At 19.4% G+C, this 17,374-nt stretch carries 16 protein-coding genes; 6 read left to right on the top strand and 10 right to left on the bottom strand.

What is annotated here, in order from left to right; genetic code table 11:
* Positions 1-51 precede the first annotated feature (51 nt).
* The 4 genes from AB4W60_RS01625 (at position 52) to AB4W60_RS01610 (ending at position 4,690) form a co-directional block, all read left to right on the top strand.
* On the top strand, positions 52-1,008 hold the full coding sequence (locus tag AB4W60_RS01625) for a rhodanese-related sulfurtransferase (RefSeq protein ID WP_367676030.1): 957 nt from the start codon (positions 52-54) through the stop codon (positions 1,006-1,008).
* A gap of 125 nt (positions 1,009-1,133) precedes the next feature.
* The gene (pncB, locus tag AB4W60_RS01620) at positions 1,134-2,354 is read left to right on the top strand and encodes a nicotinate phosphoribosyltransferase (RefSeq protein WP_367676029.1); all 1,221 of its coding nucleotides are present in this window, start codon (positions 1,134-1,136) and stop codon (positions 2,352-2,354) included.
* Between the two features lie 75 nt (positions 2,355-2,429).
* Positions 2,430-3,833, top strand: coding sequence for an asparagine--tRNA ligase (asnS, locus tag AB4W60_RS01615; protein ID WP_367676028.1), 1,404 nt, complete (start codon positions 2,430-2,432; stop codon positions 3,831-3,833).
* Between the two features lie 704 nt (positions 3,834-4,537).
* Positions 4,538-4,690, top strand: a complete 153-nt coding sequence (locus tag AB4W60_RS01610) for a Trm112 family protein (RefSeq protein ID WP_343188458.1) — start codon at positions 4,538-4,540, stop codon at positions 4,688-4,690.
* Between the two features lie 179 nt (positions 4,691-4,869).
* Here AB4W60_RS01610 and AB4W60_RS01605 read toward each other — a convergent pair whose 3' ends face one another.
* From AB4W60_RS01605 to AB4W60_RS01560, 10 genes are all read right to left on the bottom strand, one after another.
* On the bottom strand, positions 4,870-5,223 hold the full coding sequence (locus tag AB4W60_RS01605; RefSeq protein WP_343188879.1) for a histidine triad nucleotide-binding protein: 354 nt from the start codon (positions 5,221-5,223) through the stop codon (positions 4,870-4,872).
* Between the two features lie 38 nt (positions 5,224-5,261).
* Positions 5,262-6,707 carry a PTS glucose transporter subunit IIBC gene (gene ptsG / locus AB4W60_RS01600; RefSeq protein ID WP_367676027.1) on the bottom strand — a complete coding sequence of 482 codons (1,446 nt, stop codon included), beginning with the start codon at positions 6,705-6,707 and terminating at the stop codon, positions 5,262-5,264.
* Positions 6,708-6,782: 75 nt separating this feature from the next.
* On the bottom strand, positions 6,783-7,577 hold the full coding sequence (locus tag AB4W60_RS01595) for a TatD family hydrolase (RefSeq protein ID WP_367676026.1): 795 nt from the start codon (positions 7,575-7,577) through the stop codon (positions 6,783-6,785).
* Positions 7,578-7,596: 19 nt separating this feature from the next.
* Complete coding sequence (locus tag AB4W60_RS01590) at positions 7,597-8,577, bottom strand: DNA polymerase III subunit delta' C-terminal domain-containing protein (protein ID WP_367676025.1); 981 nt, start codon at positions 8,575-8,577, stop codon at positions 7,597-7,599.
* A complete protein-coding gene (gene tmk, locus AB4W60_RS01585) occupies positions 8,568-9,209 on the bottom strand; it encodes a dTMP kinase (RefSeq protein ID WP_343188454.1) in 642 nt (213 codons plus the stop codon). Before tmk ends, AB4W60_RS01590 begins: the two co-directional genes overlap by 10 nt.
* Positions 9,210-9,301: 92 nt before the next feature.
* On the bottom strand, positions 9,302-9,541 hold the full coding sequence (gene acpP, locus AB4W60_RS01580; protein WP_343182872.1) for an acyl carrier protein: 240 nt from the start codon (positions 9,539-9,541) through the stop codon (positions 9,302-9,304).
* A 66-nt stretch (positions 9,542-9,607) separates the two neighbouring features.
* Positions 9,608-10,312, bottom strand: a complete 705-nt coding sequence (fabG, locus tag AB4W60_RS01575) for a 3-oxoacyl-ACP reductase FabG (RefSeq protein ID WP_367676325.1) — start codon at positions 10,310-10,312, stop codon at positions 9,608-9,610.
* A 6-nt stretch (positions 10,313-10,318) separates the two neighbouring features.
* Positions 10,319-11,272, bottom strand: a complete 954-nt coding sequence (locus tag AB4W60_RS01570; RefSeq protein WP_367676024.1) for an ACP S-malonyltransferase — start codon at positions 11,270-11,272, stop codon at positions 10,319-10,321.
* Between the two features lie 93 nt (positions 11,273-11,365).
* Positions 11,366-11,533, bottom strand: coding sequence for a 50S ribosomal protein L32 (gene rpmF / locus AB4W60_RS01565; RefSeq protein ID WP_367676023.1), 168 nt, complete (start codon positions 11,531-11,533; stop codon positions 11,366-11,368).
* Between the two features lie 35 nt (positions 11,534-11,568).
* On the bottom strand, positions 11,569-12,393 hold the full coding sequence (locus tag AB4W60_RS01560; RefSeq protein WP_367676324.1) for an RluA family pseudouridine synthase: 825 nt from the start codon (positions 12,391-12,393) through the stop codon (positions 11,569-11,571).
* Between the two features lie 460 nt (positions 12,394-12,853).
* On the opposite strand from AB4W60_RS01560, the gene rne reads away from it, so the two are divergent.
* Entirely contained in the window at positions 12,854-15,601 is a 2,748-nt protein-coding gene (gene rne / locus AB4W60_RS01555; protein ID WP_367676022.1) for a ribonuclease E, read from the top strand.
* Positions 15,602-15,829: 228 nt separating this feature from the next.
* Positions 15,830-17,371 (top strand): murein biosynthesis integral membrane protein MurJ, encoded by a 1,542-nt coding sequence (murJ, locus tag AB4W60_RS01550; protein WP_367676021.1) that lies wholly within the window; start codon positions 15,830-15,832, stop codon positions 17,369-17,371.
* Positions 17,372-17,374 lie beyond the last annotated feature (3 nt).

The raw sequence follows: 17,374 nt of genomic DNA, 5'->3' as shown, positions 1-17,374 counted from the left end.
GTTAGCTTTTAAAATATAAATTTAAAATTATATAAATATTTGGTGAATTTAATGTCATTTTTGTTGAGTAAAGATAAAAAAAGTTTGTTGAACAAAAAAAAAAATAAAATACATAAAATTAAGATAGTTTCTTTTTATAAATATTTTTATATTAGTAAACCGGAATTATTTCGTGATTTTATTCATATAAATTTTAATAAAATGAATATTTTAGGTAGAGTTTATATATCTTTTGAAGGTATTAATGCTCAAATTAGTGTACCTTTGGTTTTTTATCATAAAATGAAATTATTCATATATCTTTTAAAATCTGAATTAAATAATTTGTATATGAATTTAGCCCTAAGTTATAGTAAAATACCATTTAATAAATTGTATGTCAGAATTAAAAAACAAATTGTTTCTGATGGTATTATTTGTAATAAATTTAATAATAAAAATAATGGAATATATTTAAATGCTATAGAAGTTAATAATATGATTGAAGATTCTTCTGCCGTATTAGTAGATATGCGTAATTATTATGAGTATGAAATAGGACATTTTGTAAATTCTATAAATGTTAGAGCTAAAACTTTTAAACAACAAATGCAAGATATATTAAGTTTATTAATAAAATTTAAAAATAAAAAGATATTAATGTATTGTACTGGTGGTATTAGATGCGAAAAATCTACCTCTTTGTTACTTAATAATAATTTTAAAAATGTATATCATATAAAAGGTGGTATCTTAAAATATTTACGTGATGTACATAAGTTTAATTTACCTAATTACTTTCAAGGAAAACTCTTTGTTTTTGATGCGCGTATGATTGAAGATTATTCAAATAACATAATATCTTCTTGTCATCAATGTAATAATCTTTGTGATACTTATATAAATTGTAAAAATAGTTCTTGTCATTTGCTTTTTATACAATGTAAATATTGCAGGAATAGTTTAGATAAATATTGCTCTTTGGCTTGTAAATATAATTTTTTTAATAAGACTTATAATCTTCTATAACAATAGGTTTTTTATATATTTTTATTTAAAATTTTATATATATTAAAAATTAATTTACGAAAATATATTTTTAAAACATTTTTGTAAATTATTTTTATTCCATAAAAATGTACTATACAAATATAATGATTAAAAATTATTTTAAAAAATTTGAATATCCTATATTGAAACATTTTCTTGATACAGATGCATATAAATTATATATGCAACAAGCTGTATTTTACAGTTATTATAATATTAATGTAGTAGCTAAACTTATTTGTCGTGATAATGATTATTTAGGGTATTATTCTGATCTGATAATGTATCAAATTAAAATGATGGATAATTTAAAATTGAGTGATATAGAATTTAAATACATCTCATCATTACCATTTTTTAAAAAAGATTATATAAATTGGTTAAAAAAATTTCGTTATGACACTAATCAAATTAAATTAAATAATTATTACGGTAAATTACAAATTAGTATTAGTGGTCCTTGGAGAGAAGTTATATTATGGGAAGTTCCTATATTAGCTTTAATTAGTGAAATAGTTCATAAAAATCGTAATTCTAAAATTAATTCAAAGCATGCTATCAATTATTTATATGAAAAAATTGATCATTTTAAAAAAAATACTAATGATCTTGATTTATCTAAATTAAAAATAATAGATTTTGGTACTAGAAGACGATTTTCTTATACGGTTCATTTTAATATTATAAAAACTCTTATTAAAGAATTTCCTTGGTTTATAGGTTCTAGCAATTATCATATAGCTCGTTTATTAAAAATAGAACCAGTTGGTACTCAATCACATGAATGGTTTCAAGCTCATCAGCAAATTAGTAAAAAATTAAAGTATAGTCAAAGATTGGCTTTAAAGATTTGGCTAGATCAATATGATAATCACTTGAATATTGCTCTTACAGATTGTATTACTTCTGATGCATTTTTGAATGATTTTAATTTTGAATTTGCTAATCGTTATAAAGGAGTAAGACATGATTCTGGTAATCCTTTTATTTGGGGAGAAAAAATATTAAATCATTATAATAAATTAGGTATAAATCCTATAAAAAAAACTTTGTTATTTTCTGATAATTTAAATTTTAATAAAATTATATATTTATATCGTCATTTTAGTAATAGAGTAAATTTAATTTTTGGTTTGGGTACTAAATTAACATGTGATATTCCTCATATAAAACCTCTTAATATAGTTATAAAATTAATAAAATGTAACAATAAGCCAGTTGCTAAACTATCAGATAGTCCAGGAAAAACTGTTTGTTATGATAAAGATTTTATTCTTTCTTTAAAGAAAGCTTTTAATATATGTAATATAAAAAATAACTTTTAGTAAATTTCTTTATTTTTATCAGTACATTTTATAATATACTGGTAAAAATAAAGAAATTTAAGATAAGGTAATTTAATGAAAGTTATTACTATCAAAGATATATATCAAGGTAATTTTAATCTAAACTCTGATATTATTATTAATGGCTGGGTTCGTACAAAAAGAGATTCTAAAATAGGTATTTCTTTTATTAATTTATATGATGGTTCTTGTTTAAATACTATACAAATAATATCTAAAAATACTTTAAATAATTATTATAGTGAAATTATAAATATAACAACAGGATGTTCATTAACTGTTAAAGGAAAAATAATAAATTCTTTAGGTAATTTACAAAAATATGAAATTTTATCTAAAGAAATAAAAATTGCTGGATCAGTATTTAATCCAAATACATATCCTATTTCTTCTAAAAAACATACCTTAGAATATTTAAGAGAAGTAGCTCATTTAAGGCCTAGAACTAATATCATAGGATCAATATCCAGAGTAAGAAATACTCTAAACTATTATTTGCATAAATTTTTGCATCGTAAAGGTTTTTTTTGGGTTCCTACTCCTATAATTACAAGTATTAATACTGAAGGCGCTGGAGATACTTTTTCTGTTTCATCGTCTTCTCAAAAAACAAAAAATGATTATAATTTTAATCATGGTATTTATAAAGATAATTTTTTTGGTAAAAAAACATTTTTAACTGTTTCTGGTCAATTAAATTTAGAAGCATATGCTTGTGCTTTATCTAACGTTTATTCTTTTGGTCCTACTTTCAGAGCTGAAAACTCAAATACAAGTAGACATTTATCAGAATTTTGGATGTTAGAATTAGAGATAGCATTTAGTGATTTAAATCATATAATAATTTTTGTTGAGTTATTTTTAAAATATTTATTTAATATTTTATTAAAAAAATGTAAAGATGAACTTATTTTTTTTTCAGAATATACGAATATAAATTTATTAGATAAATTAGAACAAAGTTTAGAATATAATTTTATACAAATTGATTATTGTGAAGTAATTGAAATATTAAATAATGCTAATGTAAACTTTAATAATAAAAAAATATTGTTTGGAGATGATTTATCATCAGAACAAGAAAAATATATTTGTGAACAACATTTTAAAAAAATTGTTTTTATTAAAAATTTTCCTAAAAGTATGAAAGCTTTTTATATGAGACTAAACGATGACAATAAAACCGTAGCTTCTATGGATTTATTAGTACCTAGAGTAGGTGAACTAATTGGAGGATCTCAAAGAGAAGAGAGATTAACAGAGTTAGATGATAGAATTAAAGAGTTAGGACTAAAAAAAGAAGATTATTGGTGGTATCGTGATCTCCGTGTTTATGGTACAGTTCCTCATTCTGGTTTTGGTTTAGGATTTGAAAGACTTTTATCTTATGTTACAGGTATTAAAAATATTAAAGATATAGCTCCTTTTCCAAGAACAATACATAATGCTAATTTTTAAAATTTTATTTATATTTATTTTTAAAGTCACAATTATGTAAAAAATATTTTTATTTTAATTTTATTTTCTTAAATCTATATATTAAATATAATATTTTAATTTTGTTTTTATAAAGATATTTAATTTTAAAAATTAATATAATTAAATTTTAAAAATAATATTAATTTACTTTTTAAGTTAAATCTAATTTAATTTAATAAAATAAAATTTAATTTAATTATTATATTTTTATATAACTAAAATTTTTTTAATATATATATATAAATTAAATTTTTTGATTACTAAATTTATTTTTATGATTTTTATATTTAATTCAGTTTTTTAAAAAATTAAAAATTTTATCGAATTTATACTTTTTATATTAACTATACTAATTTATATTTTAATATTTTTTAATAATAAATATTTTTATATAAATAAAATTTAGTTTTTTTATTATGTAATTTTACAAATAATATATTTTATATTTATTTATTTTGAATATAGAAATTTATAATACAAAAAATCAAATTTAACTATTAATTTTAATAAAATGTTAATCATAAATTGTTTTATTTTTATTTAATTATAAATTAAATATTTCTATTTAAAAATTTATATTATAATTTCGAATAAAAATGTATTTTATAGCTTTTTTAATAAAAATTTAATATAAGTTTATGATATTATAATTTTATGATATTATCATTTTATTTTGAGTTTATATGGATAATAATTTATTAAATATTTTAGCTTGTCCAATATGTTTTAATAAATTAATTTTTAATAGTACAAAAAATGAGTTAATATGTAATAATGATAAAATTATATGGCCTATTGATAATAAAATTCCTAATTTATTAAAAATTAATAATTAGTATATAATATAATAAAAATTATTTTTATAAGTTAATATTAATTTATTAATTAATATTAACTTAATTATTAAATAAATTTATTATAAAATAATAATTTTTAGTATTACTTATAAATTTTTATTTTTTAAAAATATTAAAGTTAATTTTATATTTTATTTCTGATTATAATTTAAGAAGTTTTAAACTATAAAATTACTTAATTTTATACCTCCTATTAAATGCATATGTAAATAAGGAATTATTTGTCCTCCATCTTTATTGCAATTTATAATTAATTTATATCCACTAAAATCTATATTTTTCATTTTTGCTATTTTAACTGCTGTATAAAACATATGAAAAATTATTTTGCTATGTTTTATAGTAATTTCATTCATATTTTTTATAAATTTATTTGGTACAATAATTATATGTATAGGAGCTTTAGGATTAATATCTTTAAAGGCTGTAATTTTTTCATCTTGGTAAACTATTTCTGATTTTATTTCTTTTTTTATAATTTTTTCAAAAATATTTTTTTTTTCATAATTTATTCTCTTTTTTGTAATTTTTATTTATTTTGTGATAAGAATTATTTATTTAAATATTCGTCTATTTTTGTTTTTAAGTTGTCTGATTTTGTACCAAAAATTGCTTGTACTCCTAATCCTGAAATTATTACTCCTGCTGCACCTAATTTATTTAGTTTATTTTTATTTACCTTTTGTATTTCTAAAACACTTACTCTTAATCTTGTAATACAAGCATCTAGGTTTTTTATATTTTTTTTGCCTCCTAAGGCATCTACTATAAGTTTTGCTATTTCAGAATCATCTTTTTTTGTTAAAATATATTTTGAATATTCTTCTCTTCCAGGAGTTTTTAAATTAAATTTAATTATTACAAAATAAAATATAAGATAGTAAATTAATCCATAAATCACTCCTACTATAGGAAATAATAGTATATTATTACTATGACCGCTTAAAACTAAAAAATCAATTAAACCGTGAGAAAAACTAGTTCCAGATTTCATATCTAATGCTATGCATAAAGGAAAAGCTAAACCTGCTAATATTGCGTGAATGACATATAAAATTGGAGCTACCAAAATAAAAGAAAATTCTATAGGTTCTGTTATTCCTGTAAGAAAAGCCGTTAATGCTGCTGATAGCATTATTCCTCCTATCTTAGCTTTATTTTCTTTTTTAGAACTATGCCATATTGCTATAGCAGCAGCTGGTAAACCATACATTTTGAATAAAAAACCTCCGGATAATTTTCCTGCTGTCATATCTCCAGCCATATATCTTGAAATATCTCCATGAAATATTTGGCCTGAAGAGTTAATATATTCACCTATCTGCATTTGAAATGGAACATTCCATATGTGATGTAAGCCAAATGGTACTAGTGTTCTTTCAACAATTCCATATATTCCAAAGGCTAAAATAGGATTTTGGTAAGCAGCCCATTCAGAAAATTTTTTAATTAAAAATCCTATGTGAGGCCATATAAATGATAGTATTATTCCTAATATAATAGATGCTAAACCAGAAATAATAGGAACAAATCTTTTACCTGCAAAAAATCCTAGATACTCTGGTAATTTAATACGATAAAATTTATTAAACATGAATGCAGCTACTGCTCCTGCTATTATACCTCCTAATATTCCAGTATCATTTAATTGTTTAATTGGTATAATGCTATTATGTAGTAAAATTTTATTTACTACATTAAAAGATGTTACAACATTTAAAGTCTTTATCATTATGCCATATGCAATCACGGCAGCTAAAGCAGCAACTCCATCGTTATTTGTAAATCCTAATGCTACACCTATAGCAAATATTAATGGCATGTTATTAAATACAGAGCTTCCTGCTTCAGCCATAATGTGTGACATGATATTAGGAATAAATACAAAATTGGCAGATCCTAGTCCTAATAAAATACCTGCTATAGGTAATACTGATACAGGTAACATTAGTGATTTACCTACTTTTTGCAAGTTTGCAAATGAATTTTTGAACATTTTATAAAATCCTAAATAATAAATATTTTTTTTTATAATAATTAATACAATAGTAAAATATTTAAATAAAAATTGTTAATGTTTCATGTTAAAGTTTGTAACTTTATTAAATAATTTAAAAAAATTTTTTGTTGTTTGTTTTGCTATTTCATTAACACTTTTATTTTTAATAATAGCTATTTTTTTAGCAATTTCTATTAAAAAAGATGGCTCATTTTTTATACCTCTATATGGTTCAGGTGATAAGTATGGAGAATCAGTTTCTATAAGAATTTTACTTATAGGAACAAATTTAATGATATCTATGAATTTATTTGTATTTTTAAAAGTTATAATTCCAGAAAAAGAAATATAAAAATTTATATCTAGTATTTTTTTAGCTGCTATTATATCTTCATTAAAACAATGAATTACTCCACTACATTTTTCTGCTTTTTCTTCTTTTAATATTGATAAGGTATCTTGAATAGCATTTCTTGTATGTACTATTAGTGGTTTTTTTTCTGAGCACGCAATATTTATATGTTTACGAAAAATATTTTGTTGTTTTGTTTTGGGAGTATAACATTTATAATAATCTAATCCTGTTTCACCTATTGCTATAACTAAATTATATTTAGATATTTTTTTTAACTCTGTAAAATCTTCTTTATTATTTATATATGAAGGATGAATTCCACAAGAACATTTTATATTTTTTTTGTTTTTTATTATTTTTTTTATTTTATAAAAATCTTTAATCGATGTAGATACAGCTAAAATAAATTTAATATTTTTTTTAAAAGCTCTATTTATTATATTATTTATTAAAATATTATCATTAATTGAATTTAAATTACTAATATGACAGTGAGAATCTACTAAAAACATAAGATATATCTCTTTTAATTTATTGTTTAAAATCTAAAATTTCTTCCCATTTTAATAATTGTTCTGTCAATATTAATTGATAATTAATACCTTTTATTTTAATTATTCTTTTTTTACATTTAATCCAAAATTTTATACTAAAAAATAATTTTTCATACGAATATTTCATAGATAGTTTTTTAATTAAATTTAGATTATCCAAATTTATTAAATACTCATTTATTTGATTTTTTAATTTAATAGCATCTAATAATAGAATGTATATCCAATTAATTTTAATTATTGTGTTATTTTTTTGCATTAAAGGTAATAAGTTCATTAGATTTAATTCATTGATAGAATAATTTAAAATTTTAAACAAATTATTTTTTTCTTTCATAAAAAAACTATCTAAGAATTTTTTGGCTAATATAGGTGAATTATTATTTAATCTTAAAGCAGTTAAATTCGTATATTTTGTATAATTATTTTTAGTTTTTAACCACATTAAACTTGTTTTTTCTGCAGGGGTTTTTAATAGGTATTTAATACATCTACTATTTAATGTTTTTGTGATTTCTGTAGATCCTTCATGATACATTAAAAACCATACATTTGTAGGTGGTTCTTCTAATATTTTTAATAAAGAATTTATTCCGTATTCTGATATATTTTCTATATTAGACAACCAGATTATTTTATTTTGGTTTATTTGAGGTTTTATAAATATTTTCAATTTTAATTCTTTTATTTCTTCTATTCCTATTTTTTTACTATTTATATAATAAAAATCTGGATGGTTTTTTAATTTCATTAAATTGCATTCATAACATTTATCACAAATATTGTTATGTTTATTATTTTTGCATAATATTAAACGACTTATTTGCCACAATAAAAATTTAGCTCCTAATTCTACTTCTGATTTTATTAAAATATTTTTATTTGCTAATTTTTTTTTACGTTTTAGAATAAATTTTTCATAAGGAGAAATTAACCATGGCAGTAAACTTATAAACACTTTTCTATTTTTATCCAACTATTTAATTTATTTTTAATTAATCTATAAACTTGATTAATTTTTAGATTTGCATTAATTTTTATAATTTTTTTATCATGTTTAATTAATTTAATATACTTTTTTCTAGTATTTTTAAAAAAATTAATTGATTTATTTTCTATGATATCTCTATTTTTTCTTGAAAGAATACGTTTTAATCCAATAGAAGGTAAAACATCTAAAAATAACGTCAAATTTGGTTTAAAATTATCCATAGATATTTTATGAATTTTGTTAATTATTTTATCTTCTATCTTAAAACCTCCTCCTTGATATGCAAAAGAAGATAAAGTATGACGATCTCCAATTACCCAGGAACCTTTTTTTATAGAAGGTTTTATGATTTTTTTGATTAATTGTATTCTAGCGGCATAGATCAATAATAACATGGATATGTCTGTTAGTTCTTCATTTTTGTTTCCTTTTTTTATTAACTTTCTTAATTTTTCTGCAATAGGTGTATTTCCAGGTTCACGTACTATTTTAATTTTTTTTATTTTATGTTCTTTCCGTAAAATGTGAGCTATATAATTAATAGCGCTAGTTTTACCTGCACCTTCTATTCCTTCTATTACAATAAATTTGCCTTTCATTTTTTTCACTAAAATATTTTATATAATTTAATGTTATTTTAATTATATGAAAAATAAAGAATTTAGCGATCACATCACTAAATTCTAATTATTTATTTATTAATATGTTGTGTAATATAAAATTCTGCTTCTTGAACTGTTGTTATATTTTCTGCATCTTCATCTTTTATTTCTATATTAAATTCTTCTTCAAATGCCATAATAAGTTCTACTGTATCTAATGAATCTGCTCCTAGATCATCTACAAAAGAAGAATCATTCTTAATTTTATTTTCTTCTAAATCTAATTGTTCACATATAATTTTTTTTATTCTAGATTTTATATTGCTCATGTTTTATTTTCTCTTATAATTTTATTAAAAACTAATTTAATTTTAAAACTATTTTAAATACAAAAATTAAGTCATATACATTCCACCATTTATATGTATAGTTTGCCCCGTAATATATGAAGATTTTTTTGAGACTAAAAATAATATTAAATCAGCTACTTCTTGTACATTACCAAATCTTTTCATTGGTATTTTTGATATAAATTTTATTTTTTGTTTATTTGTTAATTTTTTAGTCAAATTAGTATTAATTAACCCAGGAGATATATTATTTACAGTAATTCCTTTTAAAGCAACTTCTAATGCAATAGATTTTGTAAATCCTACAATTCCTGCTTTTGAAGCTGAATAGTTAGATTGTCCAACATTGCCTGTAAATCCAGATATAGAGCTTATATTAATAATTCTCCCATAATTATTTTTTGACATATGTTTTATAACATTTTTAGATAAATAAAAAACTGATTTTAAATTTATGTCTATTACTTTATTCCAATCTTCAATATTCATATTTGTAATTAATTTATCACATATAATACCTGCATTATTTATTAATACATCTATGTTTTTAAATTTTTTAAATATATTATCAATAGATTGTATTTTTTCTAACTGTAATATTAAACCACAACCATTATTTTGTAAATAATTACTAATTTGTTTAACTCCTTCCTTATTTGTTGATGTACCAATCACGAAAAAATTACTTTTTGTTAAATTTTGAGCTATAGATTTTCCTATACCTCTTGTAGCTCCTGTAACTAAAGCTATTTTTTTTTAGACATTTTTATTATTTTCCTTTTTATTTAATATATATTTTAATGCAGTATATAAGTTTTTTTCATTGTTAATTGTTAATGAGTTGATTTTAGTTAAATATTTATTAATATTACTTAATATATTTTTAGTCCCTATTTCAATTGATAAAAAAATTTTTTTTTCTATAAGTTTCATAACTTCTGTCCATAATATTGGACAATATAATTGTTTTACTAGAGAATTTTTAATATCAGATTCAGAATTAATAAATTTTGCATTTGCATTATCTATAAATAAATATTTAGGATTTTTAAATTTTATTTTTTTTAATTTTTTTTTAAAAATAATTGATATATCTTTCATTAATATACAATGAGAAGGAATTTTTGTTGGTAATTTAATTACATATTTTGCTCCAATATTTTTACATATTTTAATAGTTTTAATTATAGAATTTTTGTTTCCGGAAATTATTACTTGATCAGGAGAATTTATTGCTGCAATAGAAACTATTTCTTTATTTGAAACTAAATTACATATGTTATTTATAATATTTTTATCTATACCCACAATAGCATACATTAATCCTTCATTTTTTATTGAAACTTCTTGCATTAATTTACTTCTAATCATAATTAATTTTAAAGCATCACCAAAATTTATACTGTTTGAGCATACTAAAGCAGAATATTCTCCTAAACTGTGCCCAACCATAATAGTAGGTTTTTTTTGTTTTTTTTGTTTCCATATATTATATATAGATACAGATATTGTTAGTATAATAGGTTGTATATAATTATTAAGATTAATTTTTTTTTCATCTAAATTTTGTATTATATTCCATAAATTACAATTTAAATAATCAGATGCTTCATAAAATTTTTTTTTAATCGAAGAATATTTTTTTGCAAGATTATTTAGATTTTTAATAGATTGAAAATTTTGTCCTGGAAATATTACTGCATATTTCATAAGAAAATCCTTTTAATTTTTTTAAATTATTTTTATATTTAACTGTCAATTTATTTTTTTAATTGACAGTACTATTTTTTATTTAAAAATTTTTTATTTAAAAAATTTTTTTCCTTTGTAATTTTTATTTGTAGTTATGTGATGAAATAGATGTTTTTCTCCTGTAATTCTATCATTAGAAATAGCAGGTATTTTTAATGCACTGTGAGATCTTCTTTTTCCTCTTTTCGATCTTGTAGGTTTGCTTTTTTGTACAGCCATGTTATATCCTTTTATTAATTTAAATATTTTATATTTTAATTGTTGTTTAGACTTTTTAGGTATTTTTTCAATTCTATACTTAAAGGTGCTTGTATATAAAATTCACTTTTAGTATTAGGGTGTATGAATTTCATAGAATATGCATGTAATATTATTTTTTTTCTTAAATTTTGAATATTAATTTTATTATCTAATATTTTATTACCATATTTATTATCAAAAATTATAGGATTTCCTATATGAGATGTATGAATTCTTATTTGATGAGTTCTGCCTGTAACAGGTATTGCATATAATAATGTCATATTAAAATATTTTTTTTTGATTTCAAAAATAGTCTGAGATTTTTTACCTAATGAACTAATTTTGACTAAGTTTATTCCTTTATTTTTTTTATTTTTTAATATAGGTAAATCAACTTTTTTAATTTTTTTAGACCATAATCCATGTACTAAAGTTAAATATTTTTTTTTAACTTTCAGTTCTCTAATTTGTTTATGCAAGGATACTAATGTAGATCTTTTTTTTGCTATTATTAAAATTCCAGATGTATCTTTATCAAGACGATGTACAAGTTCTAAATATTTAACTTTAGATCTAAGCAATCTTATTCTTTCTATAATACCATAATTTATACCACTTCCTCCATGTACAGATATTCCAACTGGTTTATTTATTATTATTAAATAATTATCTTCATATAATATACTTTTTTCTAGTTTAATAATATTTTTATCGATATATTTATTAGTCTTATTTTGAAATTTTATATTAGTTATTTTTACTATGTCTTTATTTTTTAATTTATATTTTGGTTTAACTCTCTTTTTATTTACACGTATATTTCCTTTACGTAATATTTTATAAATTGTATTTTTGTGTATTTTTTTTATTTTTTTTTTAAAAAATTGTCAATTCTTTGATTTATATTATTTTCATCGATGTTTATAATGATGTGTGTCATTTTTTAGATTTTTCTTCTTAATTTTTTATTAATCAAAAATGTTTATTTAATTTATATTTAAATTGATTATATTCAATAAAATTTTTATTTATTATAAAATAAATATTTTTTATTTAATAAAATAATTTTATTTTTATGTTTTTTATAATTATATTTTATTTATAATATTATATATTAATTAATATTACAAAAAGTTTTATAAAACCATAATAAATTTTAATAAGTTTTATATTATTTAGAATTTATTGTTCTAAATAATAAATAATTATTTTTATAAAAAATATTTTTATATATTAATATTTAAATATTTTATTTTTTTATATGAAAGTTTACAAAAATTATACTAGAGATTTATGATGAAAAGAATGTTAATAAATGCAACTCAATATGAAGAGCTTCGTGTTGCTCTTGTTGATGGGCAACGTTTATATAATCTTAATATAGAAAATTCTGGATATAAACAAAAAAAATCAAATATTTATAAAGGCAAAATAACTAGAATAGAACCTAGTTTAGAAGCAGTTTTCGTTGATTATGGAACAGAAAAACATGGTTTTTTACCTATTAGGGAAATTTCTCAAGAATATTTGAAATCAAATTTTATATTTAATGATCACATTGATATCAAAAATGTTTTACAGGAAGGTCAAGAAGTTATAGTTCAAATAAATAAAGAAGAGCGTAGTAGTAAAGGAGCAGCTTTAACTACTTTTATTAGTTTAGCTGGAATTTATTTAGTTTTGATGCCAAATAATCCTAATTCTGGAGGAATATCTCGTCGTATAGAAGGATTGGATAGAGATAAATTAAAAAATATTTTGTCTTTATTAGACATTCCTGAAAATATGAGTGTGATTATAAGAACTGCTGGTATAGGTAAATCTATTACAGATCTTAAATTAGATTTAAAATTTAGATTAAGACATTGGTATGAAATACAAAAAATAGCTAAAAATAAAATGGCTCCTTTTTTAATACATCAAGAAAGTAATGTAATAGTTCGTGCTTTTAGAGATTATCTAAGACCAGATATAGGGGAAATTATTATAGATAATCCAGAAATTTTAGAATTCTCATATAAACATATAAATTTATTAGGTCGCTTAGACTTTATTAATAAAGTAAAGTTGTACAATGGAAAAACTCCTTTATTTAGTCATTACCAGATTGAGTCACAAATTAATTCAGCTTTTCAAAGAAAAGTTAGATTGCCTTCTGGAGGCTCTATTATAATAGATACAACAGAAGCACTTACATCAATTGATATTAATTCTTCAAGATATACTAAAGGAGTTGATATTAAAGAAACAGCTTTTAATACAAATTTAGAAGCAGTTAATGAAATATCTAGACAATTAATATTGAGAGATTTAGGTGGTTTAATAGTAATAGATTTTATTGATATGACTGTATTAAAACATCAAAAAATAATAGAAAAAACATTAAAAAAAGTTATTAAAAATGACAGAGCTAGAATACAAATAGGAAATATTTCTAGGTTTGGTTTATTAGAAATGTCAAGACAACGTTTAAATTCTTCTTTAAGCGAATCTAATTATCATATTTGTCCTAGATGCACTGGTACTGGTGCTATCCGAGATAACGAATCTTTATCTTTGTCAATTTTAAGATTAATTGAAGAAGAGTCATTAAAAGAAAATACTTGCGAAGTTCATGCTGTTGTGCCCATAGAAATAGCATCATATTTATTAAATGAAAAACGTAATACTATTAATAAAATACAAAAAAAACAAAATGGAGGAAAAACTATAATTATACCAAATAAATCTATGCATACTCCCCATTATTCTATTATTAGAATAAAAAAAGGCGAAGAAGTTAGAAAAAATAGTTATCATCTTTCTAAAATTAATGAAATTGATATTTCAAATTATTTGGAAAAAAAATATATAAAAAATAAAATTGATTTGCGTATTTTTAAAAGTAACTCAAAGTTAAAAAATAAATTTTTAATAGATTATTCTTTAAATATTAAAAATATTATAAAAGTAAACTATTTTTTTAATAAAATATCTAATATAACTAAATTAATTCTAAATTATTTTCATAAAAAATTTTTTTATTCAATTTTTTGTTTTATCAATAATTTATATATAAAATATAAAAAAAAGTTTTTTAATAAAATTAAAAAAATAATAGATATTACTATTAGCTATTTTAGAAAAAAATTAATAAAATATAATATTGCTACATTAGATTGTTTTTTTGTCTTTAAAAATTATTTTTATAATATAAAAAAAATATTTTATAAATTTTTTGATAATTTTTATCTTTTTAAAAAATTTTATTATTTAAGCAAAAATATAAAAAGTATTATTAAAATTTTTAAAAAAAAATCTTTATTTTTTTTAATTAATATTAAAAAATTTTTTATTAAACAAAATATAAATATAAAAAATGATTTTTATAAAATAAACATTATAAATAATAAATATAAAATTTCATATATACAATCAAATAGATCTATAAATAATTTATACTATATTATAAATATAAATCAAAATTACTATTTACAGAATTTTTTATGTAAAAATTATCAAAATAAATTTTTTAATTTATATGCTCAAATATTATTTGTAGAATTAAAATTATTTTTTTTATCTTCAAATTTGTTTTCTTATTCTATATACTCTTTACAAATAAAATTAAAAAAAATATATAAAAAATATTTAGTTAATTTAAATGTAAAATACAAAATTAAAATAATAAAAATTATTAACCACAAAATTAACAGTTTTTATAAAAAACAAATATTTAATTATTTAATTATAATTTTATTTTTAAAAAAAAATAAAATTTTAAATAAAAAAATTAAATATAATATTTATAAAAAAATATCTAAAAATAAATTTGATAATAAAGTTAATAAAAAAATTTATTTTTTGAAACATATTAAGAATCAATCAAGTGCTCCAATAACCAAAATTGTTGTTTTAAATAAAAACAGTAAACTATATAATAAAATAAATTGCTTAAATAATATTCCATCTAAAATAAAAAGTAATTCTAGAGTAAACATATCTAATAATTGTTTAAGTTTTTCATTTATTAAACATATACATAAAAAATATTTGTTTATTTAGAAAATTTTTTACAATTAGTTTATTCTACTTTTTCTTTAAAATATTTAAATCCTTAGATTTATATTATAATTAATATATTAATTATCATCTGAGGATTTTTTTATTTTATATGTTTGTAAATTTTTTTCTAAAAATATATTATTAATTTTTAAATTAAATTTTAATAAATTTATATTTTTTAAATCTTATATTTTTATTAAATAATTTTATTTAGGTAATTTTCAACATATGAATTTTATAAAATCTATCGCTGGAGTAAGTCTTATTACTATATTTTCTAGATTATTAGGTTTTACTCGTGATTTTATTATTGCTTATTTTTTTGGTGTTTCTTTATATACAGATTCTTTTTTTATTGCTTTTAAAATTTCCAATTTTTTTCGTAGTATTCTTGCAGAAGGTGCTCTATCTCAAACTTTTATTCCTATTTTATCTACTTATAAAAAAGATTATGATTTAAAAGAAATTCAAAAATTTGTTTCTAATGTATTATTTTTTGTAATATTAATTTCAATGTTATTAACTATATTTTTTAATATCTTTTCAAAATCAATTATTTTATTTATAGCTCCTGGTTTTATAAATTCTATAGATAAATTAGATATTTCTGTAATTTTATTAAAAATAATGTTTCCTTATATTATTTTAATATCTTTATCTGTATTTATTGGATCTATTTTAAATGTATGGAATTATTTTATTATTCCCGCAATATCACCTATATTATTAAATTTTAGTATGATTGTATTTTCTTTAGTAGGAATTAAATATTTTGATCTTTCTATATATTCATTATCTTGGGGAGTTATTTTTGGAGGTATATTACAGTGTATATATCAGTTACCTTATTTAAAAAAAATAAATATGTTGGTATTACCTAAATTAAATTTTAAAAAATTTACTGATTTTAAAATTTTCAAAAATTTCTTACCTTTGTTACTAGGTAATTTCATAAATCAAATTTCATTTGTTACTAATGCTATCTTTTCATCTAAGTTGAAATCTGGATCTATTTCATGGATATACTATTCTGATAGATTAATAGAATTTCCTGCTAGTGTTTTAGGAGTTTCATTAAGTACTATTTTGCTACCTTTATTATCAAAGAAAAAATTATTAAATAATAAAAAATTTTATCAGTTGGTTATAGATAAAGGTTTACGTATTTCTTTCTTATTTGCATTACCTTGTTCTTTTTTGTTATTTTTTTTATCACAGGAAATTATTGAATCTTTGTTTCAATATGGAAATTTTACTAAATTTGATACTATTAAAACAAAAGAATCTCTAGAATTTTATTCATTAGGATTAATAGCATTTGTATTTATTAAAATTTTAATTCAGGTATTTTATGCCCAAAAAAATACTGTTATTCCTTCTCTAATTTCGTTATTTACTTTTTTTTTAACTCAATTTATGAATTTATATTTTTTAGAAATTTTTCACCATGCCAGTTTTGCTCTTTCTTCTAGTTTAGCGTCTTGGATAAATTTGATTTTATTATTTTATTTTTTATATAAAAAAAAACTTTTTTATATAAAATTTAGATGGATATTTTTTCTTTTTCGTGTTTTTTTGTCTTCTATTGTTATGTCTACTTTTATTTATTTATTACTTAGTTATATCGATTTACTTAGTTTTGAGAACTTGATTCTTCGATTAATTATTTTAATATTAACTTTTTTATTTGGTTTTTTTATATATTTTATTTGTTTGTTTTTATTAGGTTTTAATATAATAAAATTTTTTTTATATAAAAATTATATTTAATTT

Origin of the sequence: Buchnera aphidicola (Neophyllaphis podocarpi) (assembly GCF_964059055.1) — a bacterium.
Taxonomy (GTDB): domain Bacteria; phylum Pseudomonadota; class Gammaproteobacteria; order Enterobacterales; family Enterobacteriaceae; genus Buchnera_M; species Buchnera_M aphidicola_A.
Note: the sequence above shows the minus strand (reverse complement) of the source record. Positions and strands in the feature narration are given on the sequence as shown.

Bases quoted from the DNA above. Each gene is read 5' to 3' on its own strand.
- AB4W60_RS01625 (WP_367676030.1), top strand. From the start codon at position 52: ATGTCATTTTTGTTGAGTAAAGATAAAAAAAGTTTGTTGAACAAAAAA.
- pncB (WP_367676029.1), top strand. From the start codon at position 1,134: ATGATTAAAAATTATTTTAAAAAATTTGAATATCCTATATTGAAACAT.
- asnS (WP_367676028.1), top strand. From the start codon at position 2,430: ATGAAAGTTATTACTATCAAAGATATATATCAAGGTAATTTTAATCTA.
- AB4W60_RS01610 (WP_343188458.1), top strand. From the start codon at position 4,538: ATGGATAATAATTTATTAAATATTTTAGCTTGTCCAATATGTTTTAAT.
- ptsG (WP_367676027.1), bottom strand. From the start codon at position 6,707: ATGTTCAAAAATTCATTTGCAAACTTGCAAAAAGTAGGTAAATCACTA.
- AB4W60_RS01595 (WP_367676026.1), bottom strand. From the start codon at position 7,577: ATGTTTTTAGTAGATTCTCACTGTCATATTAGTAATTTAAATTCAATT.
- tmk (WP_343188454.1), bottom strand. From the start codon at position 9,209: ATGAAAGGCAAATTTATTGTAATAGAAGGAATAGAAGGTGCAGGTAAA.
- acpP (WP_343182872.1), bottom strand. From the start codon at position 9,541: ATGAGCAATATAAAATCTAGAATAAAAAAAATTATATGTGAACAATTA.
- AB4W60_RS01570 (WP_367676024.1), bottom strand. From the start codon at position 11,272: ATGAAATATGCAGTAATATTTCCAGGACAAAATTTTCAATCTATTAAA.
- rpmF (WP_367676023.1), bottom strand. From the start codon at position 11,533: ATGGCTGTACAAAAAAGCAAACCTACAAGATCGAAAAGAGGAAAAAGA.
- rne (WP_367676022.1), top strand. From the start codon at position 12,854: ATGAAAAGAATGTTAATAAATGCAACTCAATATGAAGAGCTTCGTGTT.
- murJ (WP_367676021.1), top strand. From the start codon at position 15,830: ATGAATTTTATAAAATCTATCGCTGGAGTAAGTCTTATTACTATATTT.